This window comes from Micromonospora andamanensis (assembly GCF_016863495.1).
GTDB lineage: Bacteria > Actinomycetota > Actinomycetes > Mycobacteriales > Micromonosporaceae > Micromonospora > Micromonospora andamanensis.
Genome location: NZ_BOOZ01000007.1, coordinates 235,174 through 249,301 on the forward strand (window position 1 = coordinate 235,174; position 14,128 = coordinate 249,301).

At 71.5% G+C, this 14,128-nt stretch carries 17 protein-coding genes; 9 read left to right on the top strand and 8 right to left on the bottom strand.

The features are described from left to right. The first annotated feature begins 3 nt into the window (after positions 1 to 3). The gene (locus Van01_RS09440) at positions 4 to 1,230 is read left to right on the top strand and encodes a COG1361 family protein (protein WP_204004015.1); all 1,227 of its coding nucleotides are present in this window, start codon (positions 4 to 6) and stop codon (positions 1,228 to 1,230) included. Between the two features lie 152 nt (positions 1,231 to 1,382). Here the strand turns inward: Van01_RS09440 and Van01_RS09445 are convergent, their stop codons facing one another. Continuing rightward, the gene (locus Van01_RS09445) at positions 1,383 to 1,751 is read right to left on the bottom strand and encodes a hypothetical protein (RefSeq protein WP_204004017.1); all 369 of its coding nucleotides are present in this window, start codon (positions 1,749 to 1,751) and stop codon (positions 1,383 to 1,385) included. Between the two features lie 220 nt (positions 1,752 to 1,971). Between Van01_RS09445 and Van01_RS09450 the strand changes: the two genes are divergently transcribed. After that, on the top strand, positions 1,972 to 2,781 hold the full coding sequence (locus tag Van01_RS09450; protein ID WP_239098961.1) for a helix-turn-helix domain-containing protein: 810 nt from the start codon (positions 1,972 to 1,974) through the stop codon (positions 2,779 to 2,781). Continuing rightward, positions 2,766 to 2,954, top strand: coding sequence for a DUF397 domain-containing protein (locus Van01_RS09455; RefSeq protein ID WP_204004034.1), 189 nt, complete (start codon positions 2,766 to 2,768; stop codon positions 2,952 to 2,954). Before Van01_RS09450 ends, Van01_RS09455 begins: the two co-directional genes overlap by 16 nt. A gap of 291 nt (positions 2,955 to 3,245) precedes the next feature. On the opposite strand, the gene Van01_RS09460 is transcribed toward Van01_RS09455, so the two are convergent. Both Van01_RS09460 and Van01_RS09465 read right to left on the bottom strand, forming a co-directional pair. Next, positions 3,246 to 4,142 carry an alpha/beta fold hydrolase gene (locus Van01_RS09460; protein ID WP_275410288.1) on the bottom strand — a complete coding sequence of 299 codons (897 nt, stop codon included), beginning with the start codon at positions 4,140 to 4,142 and terminating at the stop codon, positions 3,246 to 3,248. Positions 4,143 to 4,276: 134 nt separating this feature from the next. After that, the gene (locus tag Van01_RS09465; RefSeq protein WP_204004037.1) at positions 4,277 to 4,714 is read right to left on the bottom strand and encodes a hypothetical protein; all 438 of its coding nucleotides are present in this window, start codon (positions 4,712 to 4,714) and stop codon (positions 4,277 to 4,279) included. 132 nt (positions 4,715 to 4,846) lie between these two features. On the opposite strand from Van01_RS09465, the gene Van01_RS09470 reads away from it, so the two are divergent. From Van01_RS09470 to Van01_RS09495, 6 genes are all read left to right on the top strand, one after another. Beyond that, the gene (locus tag Van01_RS09470; protein ID WP_204004039.1) at positions 4,847 to 5,998 is read left to right on the top strand and encodes a sensor histidine kinase; all 1,152 of its coding nucleotides are present in this window, start codon (positions 4,847 to 4,849) and stop codon (positions 5,996 to 5,998) included. Beyond that, positions 5,995 to 6,654 (top strand): response regulator, encoded by a 660-nt coding sequence (locus Van01_RS09475; protein ID WP_204004042.1) that lies wholly within the window; start codon positions 5,995 to 5,997, stop codon positions 6,652 to 6,654. Before Van01_RS09470 ends, Van01_RS09475 begins: the two co-directional genes overlap by 4 nt. A 102-nt stretch (positions 6,655 to 6,756) precedes the next feature. Then, the gene (locus Van01_RS09480; RefSeq protein ID WP_204004045.1) at positions 6,757 to 8,499 is read left to right on the top strand and encodes a proline--tRNA ligase; all 1,743 of its coding nucleotides are present in this window, start codon (positions 6,757 to 6,759) and stop codon (positions 8,497 to 8,499) included. A gap of 76 nt (positions 8,500 to 8,575) precedes the next feature. After that, a complete protein-coding gene (locus Van01_RS09485; RefSeq protein WP_204004048.1) occupies positions 8,576 to 9,001 on the top strand; it encodes a CBS domain-containing protein in 426 nt (141 codons plus the stop codon). Positions 9,002 to 9,084: 83 nt separating this feature from the next. After that, complete coding sequence (locus Van01_RS09490; protein WP_204004051.1) at positions 9,085 to 9,513, top strand: SufE family protein; 429 nt, start codon at positions 9,085 to 9,087, stop codon at positions 9,511 to 9,513. Positions 9,514 to 9,576: 63 nt separating this feature from the next. Further along, the gene (locus tag Van01_RS09495; RefSeq protein ID WP_204004065.1) at positions 9,577 to 10,212 is read left to right on the top strand and encodes a DsbA family oxidoreductase; all 636 of its coding nucleotides are present in this window, start codon (positions 9,577 to 9,579) and stop codon (positions 10,210 to 10,212) included. A gap of 59 nt (positions 10,213 to 10,271) precedes the next feature. Here the strand turns inward: Van01_RS09495 and Van01_RS09500 are convergent, their stop codons facing one another. The 5 genes from Van01_RS09500 to Van01_RS09520 form a co-directional block, all read right to left on the bottom strand. Next, a complete protein-coding gene (locus Van01_RS09500) occupies positions 10,272 to 10,820 on the bottom strand; it encodes a YbaK/EbsC family protein (RefSeq protein WP_204004068.1) in 549 nt (182 codons plus the stop codon). A gap of 65 nt (positions 10,821 to 10,885) precedes the next feature. Beyond that, the gene (locus Van01_RS09505) at positions 10,886 to 11,083 is read right to left on the bottom strand and encodes a hypothetical protein (protein ID WP_099848375.1); all 198 of its coding nucleotides are present in this window, start codon (positions 11,081 to 11,083) and stop codon (positions 10,886 to 10,888) included. Between the two features lie 37 nt (positions 11,084 to 11,120). Continuing rightward, positions 11,121 to 11,900 carry an SDR family oxidoreductase gene (locus tag Van01_RS09510; RefSeq protein WP_204004071.1) on the bottom strand — a complete coding sequence of 260 codons (780 nt, stop codon included), beginning with the start codon at positions 11,898 to 11,900 and terminating at the stop codon, positions 11,121 to 11,123. Between the two features lie 70 nt (positions 11,901 to 11,970). Next, complete coding sequence (locus Van01_RS09515; protein ID WP_204004086.1) at positions 11,971 to 12,603, bottom strand: GAP family protein; 633 nt, start codon at positions 12,601 to 12,603, stop codon at positions 11,971 to 11,973. Between the two features lie 92 nt (positions 12,604 to 12,695). Further along, complete coding sequence (locus Van01_RS09520; RefSeq protein ID WP_204004090.1) at positions 12,696 to 14,075, bottom strand: MFS transporter; 1,380 nt, start codon at positions 14,073 to 14,075, stop codon at positions 12,696 to 12,698. Positions 14,076 to 14,128: the final 53 nt, after the last annotated feature.

The window sequence follows — 14,128 nt, forward strand, 5'->3', positions numbered from 1 at the left end:
GCTGTGGCCGTTGGTCGTCGCTGGCTGTCGCTGACAGCCGCTGCCGCGCTGGTTCTCGTTGGCGGGATCGCTCTCCCCGCCGGTCCCGCCTCGGCGGTCGACCCGGATCCGAAGTTCACGTTCGAGTTGACCGGTACGACGATTCCTGTCGGGTTCACCAGGAAGACGCTCCACCTGAAGGTCACCAATCTGACCGATGAGACCCCGAGTGTGATCGAGTATCGCGTCCGGCCCGACGAAGTGGCCTGGCAGGACAGAGCCTGGTTCCTCTGGGGGCAGGGTGGTGCTTCCGGCGAGTGTGACGGCGACTCTGCTGGTTGGTACTGCCGCGCCGGCGCCGGCACGTCCACGGGTCCGGAGCTGCTGCCGGCACCCGGCGGCACTGTGGACTACCCCATCTCCGTAAGCACCGGATCAGTAAAGGAGCCCTTCGAGGGCAAGATCCAGATCGAGGCCTACATGATCTGGGGCGAGGACGGGGAGCGGGTCACCGAGACCAGAGAGTTCACTGTCACGCTCGTCGACGATGCCGAAGCCGACCTGTCGGTGGTGGCGCCGGACGTCAAGCAGTCGGTGCGCGTCGGTGCCGGCGGCCGGCTGGAAACCACCGGGACGTTGAACCCGGGAGAGACGGGCGCGGTGCGGTACCGGATCGCCAACCATGGTGTGAAGGCGGTAAGCGGTGTCACCGTCACCCTGGGCCTGCCTGAGGGCGTGACCTTCACCCAGCCGCCGCAGGAGTGCGCAGTCGGCGACGACGGACGGTCGGCGGTCTGCACCTACGATTCGCTCGCGCTCGTACCGCCCGGCGAGAACAGCGAGCCGGACGACGACGTCCACTCCGCTGTCGAGTTGTACAACCTGGTGACGGTGCCTGCCGACAGCAAGGCCCCTGTCACTCTGGCCGGCGGGACCGTGCAGGTCGAGGGCCTGACCGACGGCATCAGCGCCCGCTCCGCCCCGGAGCGGACCGTGCTGCCGGCGAACGCCGTAGCCGTACCGGCGGCCGACGTCGACGCCAGCGACAACCAGGACGGGTACGCCGTCGTGGTCGCCGCGAAGAAGGACGACGACAACGGTGGCGGTGGTGGCCTGCCGGTCACCGGGCCGCAGGCCGGGCTGATCGCCGGAGCCGGTCTCGCCATGGTCGCGGCGGGCATCGTGCTGCTGCTCGCCCGACGCCGCCGATCGGTCGCGTTCGTCTCCGGCGACGACACCACCGCTTCCTGATCCTTCCGCCGACCGGCCCCGCCCGGGGCCGGTCGGCGCAGAACCGGGCCGGTGAGCGCAGAGCCGGGCCGCTACCGTGCCCGCCGACCTCAATCCGGCAGACACCGCCCCGCCGGCCCTGGTACAGCGGCGCAGGGCCGATTCCGGGCCGGTCAGTTGGTACGGCAACGGCCGGTGCAGGCGGGCGGCAGGGCGACAGCCGGCCGACGGTACGGGCCCCAGGCCACGAACCGCTGGAACAGTTCGCGCGGGGTCGGGCCGCCCTCCGGGTCGAGCCGGAACAGGTCATGGGTCGCCTCGTAGTAGAGCCCGGACAGGTAGACCGCCAGGTCCAGCCAACGGTTGTCGTACTCGACGCGGAGCAGCAGCCGGGCCTCGGCGCACGGCCAGGACAGCCCGCAGGCGCGGCACAACCAGAGCGGGCGTAGCGGCAGATGCTGCGGCCCGTCCAGCGGGCGCCGCCGGGGCCGATCGGCCGCCGGGCCGCGGCGCGGCACGGGCATTCGGTTCGGGTCGGGCATCTCCACCTCCTGCGGCGAATGGGAAGGGGCCGCCCCGACACGGGGGATAGCGGGGCGGCCCCGGCGCAGTCCCACCCCGTCCCCGATGGATGGGAGCAGGACCGCCAGTGACAGTGTGGTGACCAGGCGACTACTGTCGGAAGGCACCGCCGCCGGTCGTGGTGCGATCGCCCCCCGGCGGGGAAGCCCGTCCGAGCAGCCGATCGATCGTGGAGGCACTGTGGAATCCGAGCCGACCGCCGAACTGATCCGGGCGCAGTTGCGTCGGCTGCGGCTGGCCGCCGACCTGACCCAGGAGGATTTCGGCAGGCAGGTGCACTTCTCCGGCTCACAGATCTCCGCGATCGAGTTGGGGCAACGCCCGTTCGACAGGCTCTTCCTCAAGCGGGCCGACGAGGTGCTGAACAGCGACGGCCTGCTGCTGGGCCTGCTGCGCATCGCCGAGCTGCACGGCCAACCGCACTTCCTGCGCCCCTGGCTGGACGCCGAGCGCAGTGCCACGCAGTTGCGCTGCTACCACCCGACGCTGGTCCCGGGTCTGCTCCAGACCGAGCACTACGCCCGCGCGGTGATCCGCGCCGACGACATGCTCAGCGACGACGAGGTGGAGCGGCGGCTGGCGGTGCGAATGGACCGGCAGGCGATCCTGACCCGGCCGGATCCGCCGATCCTGATCGCGGTGATCGAGGAGGCCACGCTGCGCCGGGCCGACGAGAGCTTCCGGGGCATCATGACGCAGCAGATCGGGCACCTGCTCGACTGCGTGAAGCGCGGCGGCGTGCTGATTCACGTCATTTCGGCCGAGGTCAGCGTGCATGTTGGGCTCGACGGCCCGTTCGCCCTGGCCCGGGGGGCCGACGGCGACTGGGTCGGCTACCTGGAGAATCACGTCGGCGGCGCGACGATCGACAGGGCCGACGAACTCGCTACCCTGCATGCGAGGTGGGAGGGGATCCGCAGCGTCGCCCTCCCCAAGGGACAGTCCGAGCTGCTGATGAAGGAAGTGATGGAGTCGTGGTCCACGATCTGACCGGCGCGACCTGGCGCAAGTCCACCCGCAGCGGCAGCAGCGAGTGCGTCGAGGTGGCCGACAACCTGTCCGGCGTGGTCGGCGTACGCGACAGCAAGGACGCCACCGGCCCGGTGCTCACCTTCACCCCCACCGCCTGGCGTCACTTCGTCGCCAACACCAAGCGCGGCTGACCCGCACACTGAGCAGAGTTGAGACATGGTTCCGGTGTGATCGGCACCGGAACGCCGAGGTGGGCGTCCGGCGCTCTCCGGTTGCGGCATCTGGGGGCTTCCCAGCCGCCGGAGGCCGCATGATGCCGCAACCGGAGTGGATCAGCGGCGTCGCCGCAACCGGGCGGACCACCGAGCGCTGGTCCGGCGGGATGGGTGGTCAGGCAACTTCTTCTGCGAGTACTGCCACCCGCAGATCCGCCACACGCTCAACCGCAAGCACCTCACGCGAGGTCAACAGCCGCCACCCGGTCAGCGGGAGGCGACGGCGAGTACCGCGTCGGCGAAAGCCTGCGGTGCCTCCTGTGGCAGGTTGTGCCCCACCCCGCCGCTCACCGTGCGGTGTTCGTACGGGCCGGTGAACTGCTTGGCGTACACCTGGGGTGGCAGGTGGGGTGCGCCGTTGGCGTCCCCCTCCAGGGTGATCGTCGGCACGGTGATCGGCGGTTTGCCGGCCAGCCGCTCCTCCAGGTCCGCGTACTGCGGCTCCCCGTCGGCGAGGCCCAGCCGCCACCTGTAGTTGTGGATGACGATGTCGACGTGGTCCGGGTTGTCGAACGCCGTCGCGCTGCGCTCGAATGTCGCGTCGTCAAAGTCCCACTTCGGCGAGGCCGTCTGCCAGATCAGTCTGGCGAAGTCGCGGGTGTTCCGCGCGTAGCCCTCCCGACCGCGTTCGGTGGCGAAGTAGTACTGGTACCACCAGGCGTGCTCGGCCACCGGGGGCAGCGGCACCCGGCCCGCCGCCTGGCCGTCGATCAGGTAGCCGCTCACCGCGACCAGGCCCCGGCAACGGTCGGGCCAGAGCGCGGCGACGATGCCGGCGCTACGGGCACCCCAGTCGAACCCGGCAAGCGTCGCCCGCTCGATTCCCAGCGAGTCGAGGAACGCGACGGTGTCGACAGCGAGGGCGGCCGGCTCGGCGTTGCGCACCGCGTCGGCGGACCGGAACCGGGTGGTGCCGTGGCCGCGCGCGTACGGCAGGAGCACCCGGTGGCCGGCGCTGGTGAGCAGCGGCACGACCTCGGCAAAGCTGTGGATGTCGTACGGCCAGCCGTGCAGCAGCAGCACCGCCGGCCCGTCCGGCGGACCGGCGTCGACGTAACCCACATCGAGTACGCCAACCTCCACCTTCCGCACATCAGCAAACAACGCCCCCACCCCCACCTCAGACGGCGACCCCCACCAGTACCCGAATCTAGAACGTCGCGACGGTCACCGAGACTCCTTCCGCAGATCTTGGTGCGGGGACGCCCTGGAAGGGCGCTACCGCACCAAGATCCTCCTCAGGGACGCACGCGGGAGAGGGCCCAGGCGATCACGCCTGAGACGACGCCGACGATGACGCCGGTGAAGAGGCTGCTGATCGCGGCGAAGAACCGCACGATGACTTCCTGCGTTCCCGGCGCGAGATCTGCCAGGTTGCCGCCGAGGATGGGCTGCTCGTCGAAGGCCACCTGCCAGAGCAGCTGGTGGGTGACTGCCAGCAGGACGCCGTACAGCAGACCGACGACGAGCAGGGTCAGGAACGGGTTGGGTACCCGCTTCACCAGCGCCACTGTGATCCACACGATCGGCGGTACGACCACCAGCAGCAGGTTGACGAAGGTGCGCTCGTGTACCAGGTCCAGGTCGTGCAGCACGACCCGGGGCAGTCCGAGCAGTGCCAGCCCGAGCAGGGTGAGCAACGGAAGCCCGAGAGCCGGGCGTGCTGACGTGTTCATGCCGGCAACGCTAGGAACGATCGGCGGCCACGCCATCCGCTCACGGACCCGCTCGAAGTACGTCGGCAGGCGACTGCCGGTGTCGCCTGCCGACGACTCCGGCCGGCCTGAGCTCGCCGTACGCTGAAAATCGTGGCCGGCCAGTCGACGCAGCGGAGGGTACGTCCCTGGGTCACCGACGTGCTCCTCGGCGTGGGCGTCGCGGTCACCGTGTCGATAGTCATCAGCGCGAACGAGGGTGGCCGGCACGGGCCGGACCGGGTCGCGTACCTGTGGGCGGTAGGCCTGGGCGCGTTGATGCTGGTGCGGCGGCGCTACCCGGTGCTGGTGCTGGCCGTCAGCGTGCTCGGCCTGTTCGCCTACTACGCCGCCGGCCACCCGGCCATCGGCCTGGCGGTGCCGGTGGCCGCCGCCCTGTTCTCCGCAGCCGAACACGGCCGGATCACCGCCTCGATCGTCGCCGCCGTGCTGGTGATCATGGTCTCGGTGGTCTTCCGGCTCGCCGAGGGGCAGGATTTCTCCTTCGTCGTCGGCTACGAACTGGCCGGACACGTCCTGCTGATGGGTGCGGCCATCGCCCTCGGCGACAGCCTGCGGTCCCGGCGGACCGCGCAGGCGGACGCCCGACGGATCGCCGAGCTGACCGAGGCCCGGTACCGGCAGGAGGCACAGGCCCGGCTGCGGGACGAACGAATGGCCATCGCCCGGGACCTGCACGACTCCCTCGGCCACACCACCTCGGTGATCGCACTGCACGCCGACGTAGCCCGGGAGGCACTGGGCCGTGACGAGGCCGCCGCCCGGTCGGCGCTGGAGCTGATCCGGTCCACCGCCCGCCGCAGCATGGACGACCTGCGGCGGACGGTGACGCTGCTGCGGTCACCTGGCGACCCGCCACGCACCGTCGTCTCGCTGGCCAACCTCGACGCGGTCACCCGGGCCGCCTCCGCCGCCGGATTCGACGTCGACGTGCGGGTGGCCGTCGACACGCCCCTGCCGGCACCCGTGGAGGCCGCCGCGTTCCGGATCGTGCAGGAGGCGGTCACGAACGTGGTCCGGCACTCCGCCGGTAGCCGCGTCGAGATCCACGCCGAACAGCACGCCGGTCAGCTCACCGTCACCGTCGCCGACACCGGCTCCGAGGGCCCGCAGGCGGCGGTCCGGTCCGGGCACGGCATCGCCGGCATGCGGGAACGGGCCAAGAGCCTCGGTGGCACGCTCACCGCCGGGCACCGGCAGACGGGTTTCGTGGTACGCGCGGTACTACCCCTGGAGCCGGTATGACAAGCGTGCTTGTGGTCGACGACCAGGATCTCGTCCGAGCCGGGATCCGTACCCTGCTGGCGGCCGACCCGCAGCTCTCAGTGGTCGGTGAGGCCGCCGACGGCCGATCCGGTCTGCGCCTGGCCCGCCAGTTGCGGCCGGACGTCGTACTCATGGACATCCGGATGCCGGTGATGGACGGCCTGGCCGCCACCGCGGCGATCCGCGCCGACGACGCCCTCGCCGCCACCCGGGTGCTGATCCTCACCACCTTCGACGACGACGCGGACATCATCGAGGCGGTCGCCCTCGGTGCCGCCGGCTACCTGCTCAAGGACACCCCCTCCGACGACCTCCGGCGGGCTGTGCACACGGCTGCGGCCGGCGGAAACCTGCTCTCACCCACTGTCGCCCGCCGGGTCATGGAACGGCTCGCCGCCGCGCCGAAGCAGCCGCCGCCCGATCCTCGGCTCGCCGTGCTCACCGACCGGGAACGTGCCGTGCTGACCCGGGTGGGGCTGGGCGAGACGAACGACGAGATCGGCCGCGCGCTCTTCATCAGCCCGGCCACCGCCCGCACGTACGTCAGCCGCCTGCTCACCAAACTGAACGCCCGCGACCGCACCGCCCTCGCCGTCATAGCCCACCGCGCCGGCCTCACCACCCCCGACCCGTAACCCCCACCACCACCCCGTCCCGCATCCACGCCAGGCCCCACCCCCGCGGTGGGGTGGAGAAAGGGGTCGTTGGGGTGGGGATTGAGGTTTTAGGGTGCGGGGGTGATGTTGCGGATGTCTACGTCGTTGATCCGGACCCTGCGGGAGGATCCGGCGGACGCGGAGGTGCCGAGTCATCGGCTGTTGCTGCGGGCCGGGTACATCCGGCGGGCCGCGCCGGGCGGCTACACCTGGCTGCCGCTGGGCAGGCTGGTGCTGGACCGGGTCACCGAGATCGTGCGGGCCGGGATGACCGCGATCGGCGACCAGGAGGTGCACTTTCCGGCGCTGCTGCCGGCCGAGCCGTACCGCACCAGCGGACGGTGGACCGAGTACGGCGACGACATCTTCACCCTGGCCGACCGGCGCGGTGCCGAGCACCTGCTGGCACCGACCCACGAGGAGTTGGCCGCGCTGCTGGTCAAGGATCTGTTCACCTCGTACCGGGACTTCCCGGTGACGCTGTTCCAGATCCAGACCAAGTTCCGCGACGAGGCCCGCCCGCGCGCCGGCCTGCTCCGGGGGCGTGAGTTCCTGATGAAGGACGCGTACTCCTTCGACCTGGACGACGAGGGCCTGCGGGCCGCGTACGCCCGGCACCGCGCGGCGTACCAGGAGATCTTCGACCGGCTCGGCCTGGACTACACGGTGGTGCACGCGATGTCGGGCGCGATGGGCGGCTCCGCCTCGGAGGAGTTCCTGGCCACCACGCCGGTCGGCGAGGACACCTACGTCGGCTGCACCGACTGCGACCACGCGGCAAACACCGAGGCGGTGACCACGCCCGCCCCGGCGGCCGGCGACCCGCAGGCGCAGCCGCTCACCGAGGTGCACGACACCCCCGAGACGCCGACGATCGCCAGCCTGATCGCGCTGGCGAACGACCGCCGGCTGGCCGGCCGGGACGACTGGTCGGCCGCCGACACGCTCAAGAACGTCGTGCTGACGGTACGCCGACCGGGCGTCGAGGCACCCGAACTGCTTGTGGTCGGGGTGCCCGGCGATCGGGAGGTCGACCTGAAGCGGCTGGCCGCCGCGCTGGCACCGGCCACCGTGGACGTCTTCGACGCCTGGGACGAGCATCCCGAGCTGGTCCGGGGCTACCTGGGGCCGCAGATCTTCGACAAGCTCGGGGTCCGCTACCTGGTCGACCCCCGCGTCGTGCCGGGTACCGCCTGGCTGACCGGCGCGAACGAGGCTGGCCGGCACGCCACGAACGTGGTGTGCGGCCGGGACTTCACCCCCGACGGCACTGTCGAGGCCGCCGAGGTGCGCCCCGGTGACCCCTGTCCGGCCTGCGCCACCGGTCGGTTGACCATGCGCCGGGGCATCGAGATCGGGCACATCTTCCAGCTCGGTCGCCGCTACACCGACGCCTTCGCCGTGGACGTCCTCGGTCCGCAGGGCAAACCGGTCCGGCCCACCATGGGCTGTTACGGGATCGGGGTGTCCCGGGCGGTGGCGGCGATCGCCGAACAGCACCACGACGAGCGGGGACTGGTGTGGCCGGCGTCTGTCGCGCCGTGCGACGTACACCTGGTGGCCGCCGGCAAGGGTCCGCAGCTCGACGCGGCGCTCGACCTCGGTGCCCGGCTCGCCGACGCGGGCCTGCGGGTGCTTGTGGACGACCGGACCACCGTCTCCGCCGGGGTGAAGTTCACCGACGCCGAGCTGATCGGCATCCCGCGCACCGTCGTGGTCGGACGCCGCCTGACCGACGGGTACGTCGAGCTGCGCGACCGGGCGACCGGGGAACGCGCCGAGCTGCCGGTGGCGGACCTGGTGGAGAAACTGTCGAGCGGGTAGGGCGGAACATGGTGTAGCCGTCAGGTGACGGGGTACCGCAGTCTGATCGGCTCGACGTTTCTCTGGAGGGGCTCTCATGACCGGTTACCGGGTCGCAGACGTGATGACCAGGCAGGTGATCTACCTGCCTGCGGAGACCACCCTCGACGAGGCGGCCAGGGTGATGAAGGAGGCCGACATCGGCGACGTCGTCGTCACCGACGGCGCGAACCTGGCCGGCATCCTGACCGACCGCGACATCGTGGTACGCGCGGTGGCGGAGAACGCCAACGCCAACACCACCACCATCGGTTCGATAGTCACCCGCGAGGTCGTCATGATCGAGCAGTTCTGCACGGCGGGTGAGGCCGCGTCGCTGATGCGTGAGCGTGGCATCCGGCGCGTACTCGTCTGCGACAACGAGCGGAAGCTGGTCGGGATCGTCTCCCTCGGTGACCTCGCCATGCAGCTCGACCCCACGTCGGCCCTCAGCGAGATCAGCGAGCAGTCACCCACTGTGTGAGGCGGCGTCCCCGGCCCGGACGCCTCCGGTCCGGGGCACCGGCCGACACGTCGACCCCGCGGCGACGGCGGTAGCCTGGCCGAATGCCCGAGATGCCGAGCAAGCTGGCCGAGATCGTCGACGAGTTCGCCGGGGCACCCCGTGATCTGGTGCTGGAGATGCTGTTGGAGTACTCCGACGCCGTGCCGCCGCTGCCCGCCGGGCACCCCGGACACGAGAGCATGGAACAGGTCGTGGAGTGCCAGACCCCGTTCTTCCTGCGCGCCGAGGTGACGCCCGAGGGCACCGTCGCCACCCTGTTCGACTGCCCACCTGAGGCACCCACCACGCGGGCGTTCGCCGGCATCCTCGCCGAGGGGTTGGCCGGCGCCACCCCGGAACAGGTCCTCGCCGTCCCGGACGACCTCTACCAACGGATGGGCCTGGCGCAGGCGATCAGTCCGCTGCGGGTGCGCGGTGGCACCGCCATCCTCGCCCGGCTCAAGCGGCAGGTCCGCGAGCAGACCGCCTGACCCGGGCAGTGACCTGGGCGGCAGTCGGGAACAGACCTGCCGGCCAGCGGGTTGTCCCCGGTCATGGAGATCGACATCTACGCTGACGTGGTCTGCCCCTGGTGCTGGATCGGCCGCCGCCGATTCACCGAGGCGCTCGCGTCGTACGACGGCAAGGTGACAGTCCGGCACCGGCCCTTCCAGTTGGACCCGTCGCCGGTTCCGTCGCCGCGCCCGACGCTCGACGTGCTGGCCGAGAAGTTCGGCGGCCAGGAGCAGGCCCGGCAAATGGTCGCCCGGGTCGTCGAGGTCGGCGCGAGCGTCGGTCTGGACCTGCGCTACGACCGGGCGATCGCCGCCAACACCTTCGACGCGCACCGGCTGACCACCTGGGCCGGTCAGCGGGACCGCGACGGCGAGATGGTCGAGGCGCTGCACCGGGCCCACTTCACCGACGGCGTCGACATCGGCTCCCGGGAGGCGCTGGCCGGGGTCGCCGCCACCGTCGGGCTGGACGGCGACGAGGCCCGCCACTTCCTCGACTCCGACGCAGGGGTGGCCGAGTTGAGGGCCGAGCTGGCCGCCGCCCGGCAGCTCGGGGTGACGAGCGTGCCCACCTTCGTACTCGCCGGCAGGTACGCGGTCGCCGGGGCGCAGGAACCGGCCACCCTGCTGGCCGCCCTCACCGAGGTCGAGCAGCGGGAGGCCGCCGCACACTGACGTCCGGCCATCGACGCCGTTGATGTTTCACGTGCAACGACATCGACGTCTGTCGACGGTCAGACCGGCCTGGCCAGGTCTTCCACCACCCGCGCGCCGGGCAGTGCGGCCAGCGCCGGGCCCGGCAGCGCGATCTTGCTGTGCCGTACGCCCGACCCGATCACCACGTAGGGCATGGCCACCACCCGCGCGTCGACAAGGATCGGCCACTGCAACGGCAGCCCGATCGGCGTGATCCCGCCGTACTCCATGCCTGTCAGCTCGACCGCGTCCGCCATCGGCGCGAAGCTCGCCTTGCGTACGTCAAGCGCCCGGCGGGCCACCCCGTTCACGTCGGCCCGGGTGGTGGCCAGCACCAGGCAGGCCGCGTACCGGGTCACCCCCTCGCGCTTACCTGCCACCACCACGCAGTTGGCCGACTCGTCCAGCCCGACGTCGTACGCGGCACAGAACGCCGCGGTGTCGGCGAGGTCGGCGTCGATCGGCGCGACAAGCACCGCGTCGACGTCCACCGGAGAGCCGGCCGGCCACTGGGCGAGCGCGGCGGCGACCGGCGGAGCCAGCAGGTCGGTACGGGTGCGAGCGGGCTCGGTCTTCAGCGTTCCCATCACGCCTGTGATAGTCGCATCCTGAGTCGGCGACGCGGGCAGGGACCGCCCGGTGTACGTGCCGGTCAGCCGCCGTTGGTCAGGAAGCCGTGCCGTTCCAGCATCGCCCGGTCCCGGGAGGCGGCCATCTCCTCCGCCCGGGCGGCCTGGACGCGGCGCACCTCGATGTCCTCCAGGGCGTGCCGCACCGCGAGCCGGATCACCCCGTACAGGAAGACGAACCCGCAGACGTACAGCAGACTTGTGATGACGAACGTGAGCATGGCTCGACGGTAGGGCGAACGTGAACCCGAACAGGTGTCAACGAACCGGCGTTCGCCCGTACGTGTCGGACAGGTAGTCGGCCCAGGTCCGCCGGCCCGCCGGTCGGGCTTCGGTGACCAGGCCACCCGACCGCAGCTCCCGGCCGAGTCGACCGGGGAACCGGATCGGCAGCAGTGGACGGCGGGATCCGCGCGCCTGCCGCCAGGCCCGTACCGCCGCGTCGAAGCGCTGCACCTCGGGGCCGCCGTACTCCACGATGCCGCCGCGCGCTCCGGCCTGGAGCAGCTCGATCAGCTTGTCCGCCACCTCGCCGGCGTCGACCGGCTGGGCCAGCACCGCCCGGTCACCGACGACCGGGCCGAGCTTGCTGGACAGGCGCAGCAGCTCGTCGATGAACGGGAAGAACTGGGTGGCCCGCAACACCGTCCACGGCACCTCGCCGTTGGCGATCACCTGCTCGGCGGCGAGCTTGTGCCGGTAGTAGGAGTAGGGCACCCGGTCCACGCCGACGATCGAGACGTACACCAGGTGCGTCACTCCGGCGGCGGCTGCGGCGGCGACCAGGCGGCGGGTGCCGAGCACGTCGATCTGGTGGGTCCGCCTGGTAGGCGAGGACGCCAGGTGCAGCACCGCGTCCACGTCGGTCACCGCCGAGGCGAGCCCCTCGCCGGTGGCGAGGTCCGCCACCACCCACCGGACCCCCGATCCGGTACGCGGCCGGCGGCTGGTGGCCCGTACCTCGAACCCCGCGTCGACCAGCCGGGGCAGCACCTCGCGGCCCAGCGTGCCACCCGCGCCGGTGACAAGTACGCGCATGTCAACCTCCCTCGTCGCCTGTCCGCTCGACGGAACGAGCCGGCCACGACGTGACCGGCTGTGAGCGGACTCACTTCGCCAGGTCGAGCACCGTGATCACCGCGAAGAGCGCGATGACCGCCTCACTGACCAGCCAGGAGTGGCTGTCCGCCCAGTCCCGGATACGCGGCAGCACCACCGCTGCCCGACGACCGAGCAGCAGCAACGCCAGCAGCGGGAGAGCGAGCAGGACCAGGGTGAGCAGCACGAAGGGCAGCAGATGCCACCACGGCAGGTCGTGCCGGGCGGCGCTGGCCCCGACGGTGGCCATGGTCAGGTCGTCGGAGGGCATGCCCAGGAACAGCAGCAGGCCCACCTTCAGCGCGTACCCGGGGCTGGCGTGCTGGAGCTGGCCCATCCACCGTGGCGGCCCCGAGTGCCGGCGTAGGAACACCACCACAGCCAGTACCGCGAGCAGCGCCAGGACGAACCAGTCGAGCCACCGTTCGACGGTGCCCCGCCCCGTACCGGAGAAATTGAGCTTGAACAGGTGGACCGCCAGCCACGCCACCGTCGTACCGCCGAAGACGACGATCGCCGCGCCCGCCAGGTATCCCAGCGAGGCGGCCCGTGGCCGGTCGGACGAGGCGAAGAAGACCGCCGCCACCAGTTGGGTGCCGGCGACCATCACCACGGCCAGCGGCAGCAGCGTCAGGAAGGTCATCGCCAGCTCATCCTGCCGGCTGCCCCGACCGCGCACTGCCGCTTCGGCAATCCACCCGCCACCCGGCGCTGCTCGGCGCCACCCCGGCCCGGTCAGACCGACGCGGTACCCGGCGTGGGCACGACCCGACCGGCGAGCAGGGCCCCGACCAGCGCCAGCCCGGCCGCGACGGCGAGGGTGACCCCGTAGTCGAACCGCCCCGGTGCCACCCCTGCGGCGAGTACCGCACCGGTGAGCGCCAGCACCGTCGCCGCCGCCAACGAGTCGCACAGTTGCAGGGAAGAGCTGTTACGCCCCTGCTCGCCGGCTCCCGACAACTCCAGGGTGAGCGCCGACAGCGACGGATAGAGCAGGCCCATGCCGAGCCCGGCGACCGCCCAGCCGACAACGCCCACCCACACCGGCACTGCCGGAAACACGCAAACCCCCACCACAGCGGTACCGACAGTGATGCAGCTGAGGCCCGCCCTCGGCAACGTGCTCCGGGACCGGGGCGAACTGATCCGCCCCTGCACCCAGGAGCCGAGCGACCAGGAGAGCGCGCCGGTGGTCAGCACCAGCCCCGCAGCCGTGGGCGTGAACCCCCGCTCACGCGACAGCATCAACGGGATCACCACCTCGGCACCCACGAACGCGGCCGAGGCCAACCCGCGCAGGCCGACCACTGTCGGCAGGCCGCGAGCAGCCCGCAGGAACCCCGCCGGTAGCAGTCGCGGAACGCAGATCAGCAGGCCGGCCAGGGCCAGCCCGACAAGCGTCACGGCGGCGACGCCGCGCTGCTGACCCCCGATGTGCAGCAGTGCGGCGCTCACCCCCGCCCCACACGCCCAACCGATCCGGGCCAACGCCCCGACGGACCAGCGGCTCGCACCGACCGCGCCCATCGACCGCAAGCCCGGATGGATCAGCAGCCCCGCCGGCACCGCCACCGCCGGCACCGCCAGGAACACCCACCGCCAACCGACGTGCTCCACGACCAACCCCGCCACCACCGGCCCGACAAGCGACGGAACCACCCAGGCCGCGGCGAACGCGGCGAAGATCCGGCGGTGCAGCCGTTCCGGGTACGCCTGCGCGACGATCACGTACAGCGCCACCGACAGCAGACCCGAGCCGAAGCCCTGCACGATCCGACCCACCACGAGCGTTGCCATGGTGGTGGCGGCCCCGGCCAGCAGCAACCCGGCGACGAACCCGGCGAGACCGGACCACATCGACGCCCGCGGCCCCCGGGCGTCACACCAGATGCCGGAGAGCACCATCGCCACCACGCCGGCCGCGAAGGGACCACCGAACGCGATCCCGTACAGCGCCAGGCCGTCGAGCGCACGGGCGACAGTGGGCATGGCGGTGCCGACCGCCAACGCCTCGAACGCCAGCAACGAGACGAGCGCCACGCTGCCCACTGTCATCGCCCGCAGCCGAGGGGCGAACAACGACTCGGCGCGTACCGGAGACGGGGCGATCAGCATGGGGCAAGCCTCGGACCTCAACCCATCTTCAAGTCAAGGGTGACGCGGCTTAC

Coding starts and splice junctions, on each gene's coding strand:
- Van01_RS09445 (WP_204004017.1), bottom strand. CDS start 1,751: ATGCCCGACCCGAACCGAATGCCCGTGCCGCGCCGCGGCCCGGCGGCC.
- Van01_RS09465 (WP_204004037.1), bottom strand. CDS start 4,714: ATGAACACGTCAGCACGCCCGGCTCTCGGGCTTCCGTTGCTCACCCTG.
- Van01_RS09475 (WP_204004042.1), top strand. CDS start 5,995: ATGACAAGCGTGCTTGTGGTCGACGACCAGGATCTCGTCCGAGCCGGG.
- Van01_RS09485 (WP_204004048.1), top strand. CDS start 8,576: ATGACCGGTTACCGGGTCGCAGACGTGATGACCAGGCAGGTGATCTAC.
- Van01_RS09490 (WP_204004051.1), top strand. CDS start 9,085: ATGCCCGAGATGCCGAGCAAGCTGGCCGAGATCGTCGACGAGTTCGCC.
- Van01_RS09495 (WP_204004065.1), top strand. CDS start 9,577: ATGGAGATCGACATCTACGCTGACGTGGTCTGCCCCTGGTGCTGGATC.
- Van01_RS09500 (WP_204004068.1), bottom strand. CDS start 10,820: ATGGGAACGCTGAAGACCGAGCCCGCTCGCACCCGTACCGACCTGCTG.
- Van01_RS09505 (WP_099848375.1), bottom strand. CDS start 11,083: ATGCTCACGTTCGTCATCACAAGTCTGCTGTACGTCTGCGGGTTCGTC.
- Van01_RS09510 (WP_204004071.1), bottom strand. CDS start 11,900: ATGCGCGTACTTGTCACCGGCGCGGGTGGCACGCTGGGCCGCGAGGTG.
- Van01_RS09515 (WP_204004086.1), bottom strand. CDS start 12,603: ATGACCTTCCTGACGCTGCTGCCGCTGGCCGTGGTGATGGTCGCCGGC.
- Van01_RS09520 (WP_204004090.1), bottom strand. CDS start 14,075: ATGCTGATCGCCCCGTCTCCGGTACGCGCCGAGTCGTTGTTCGCCCCT.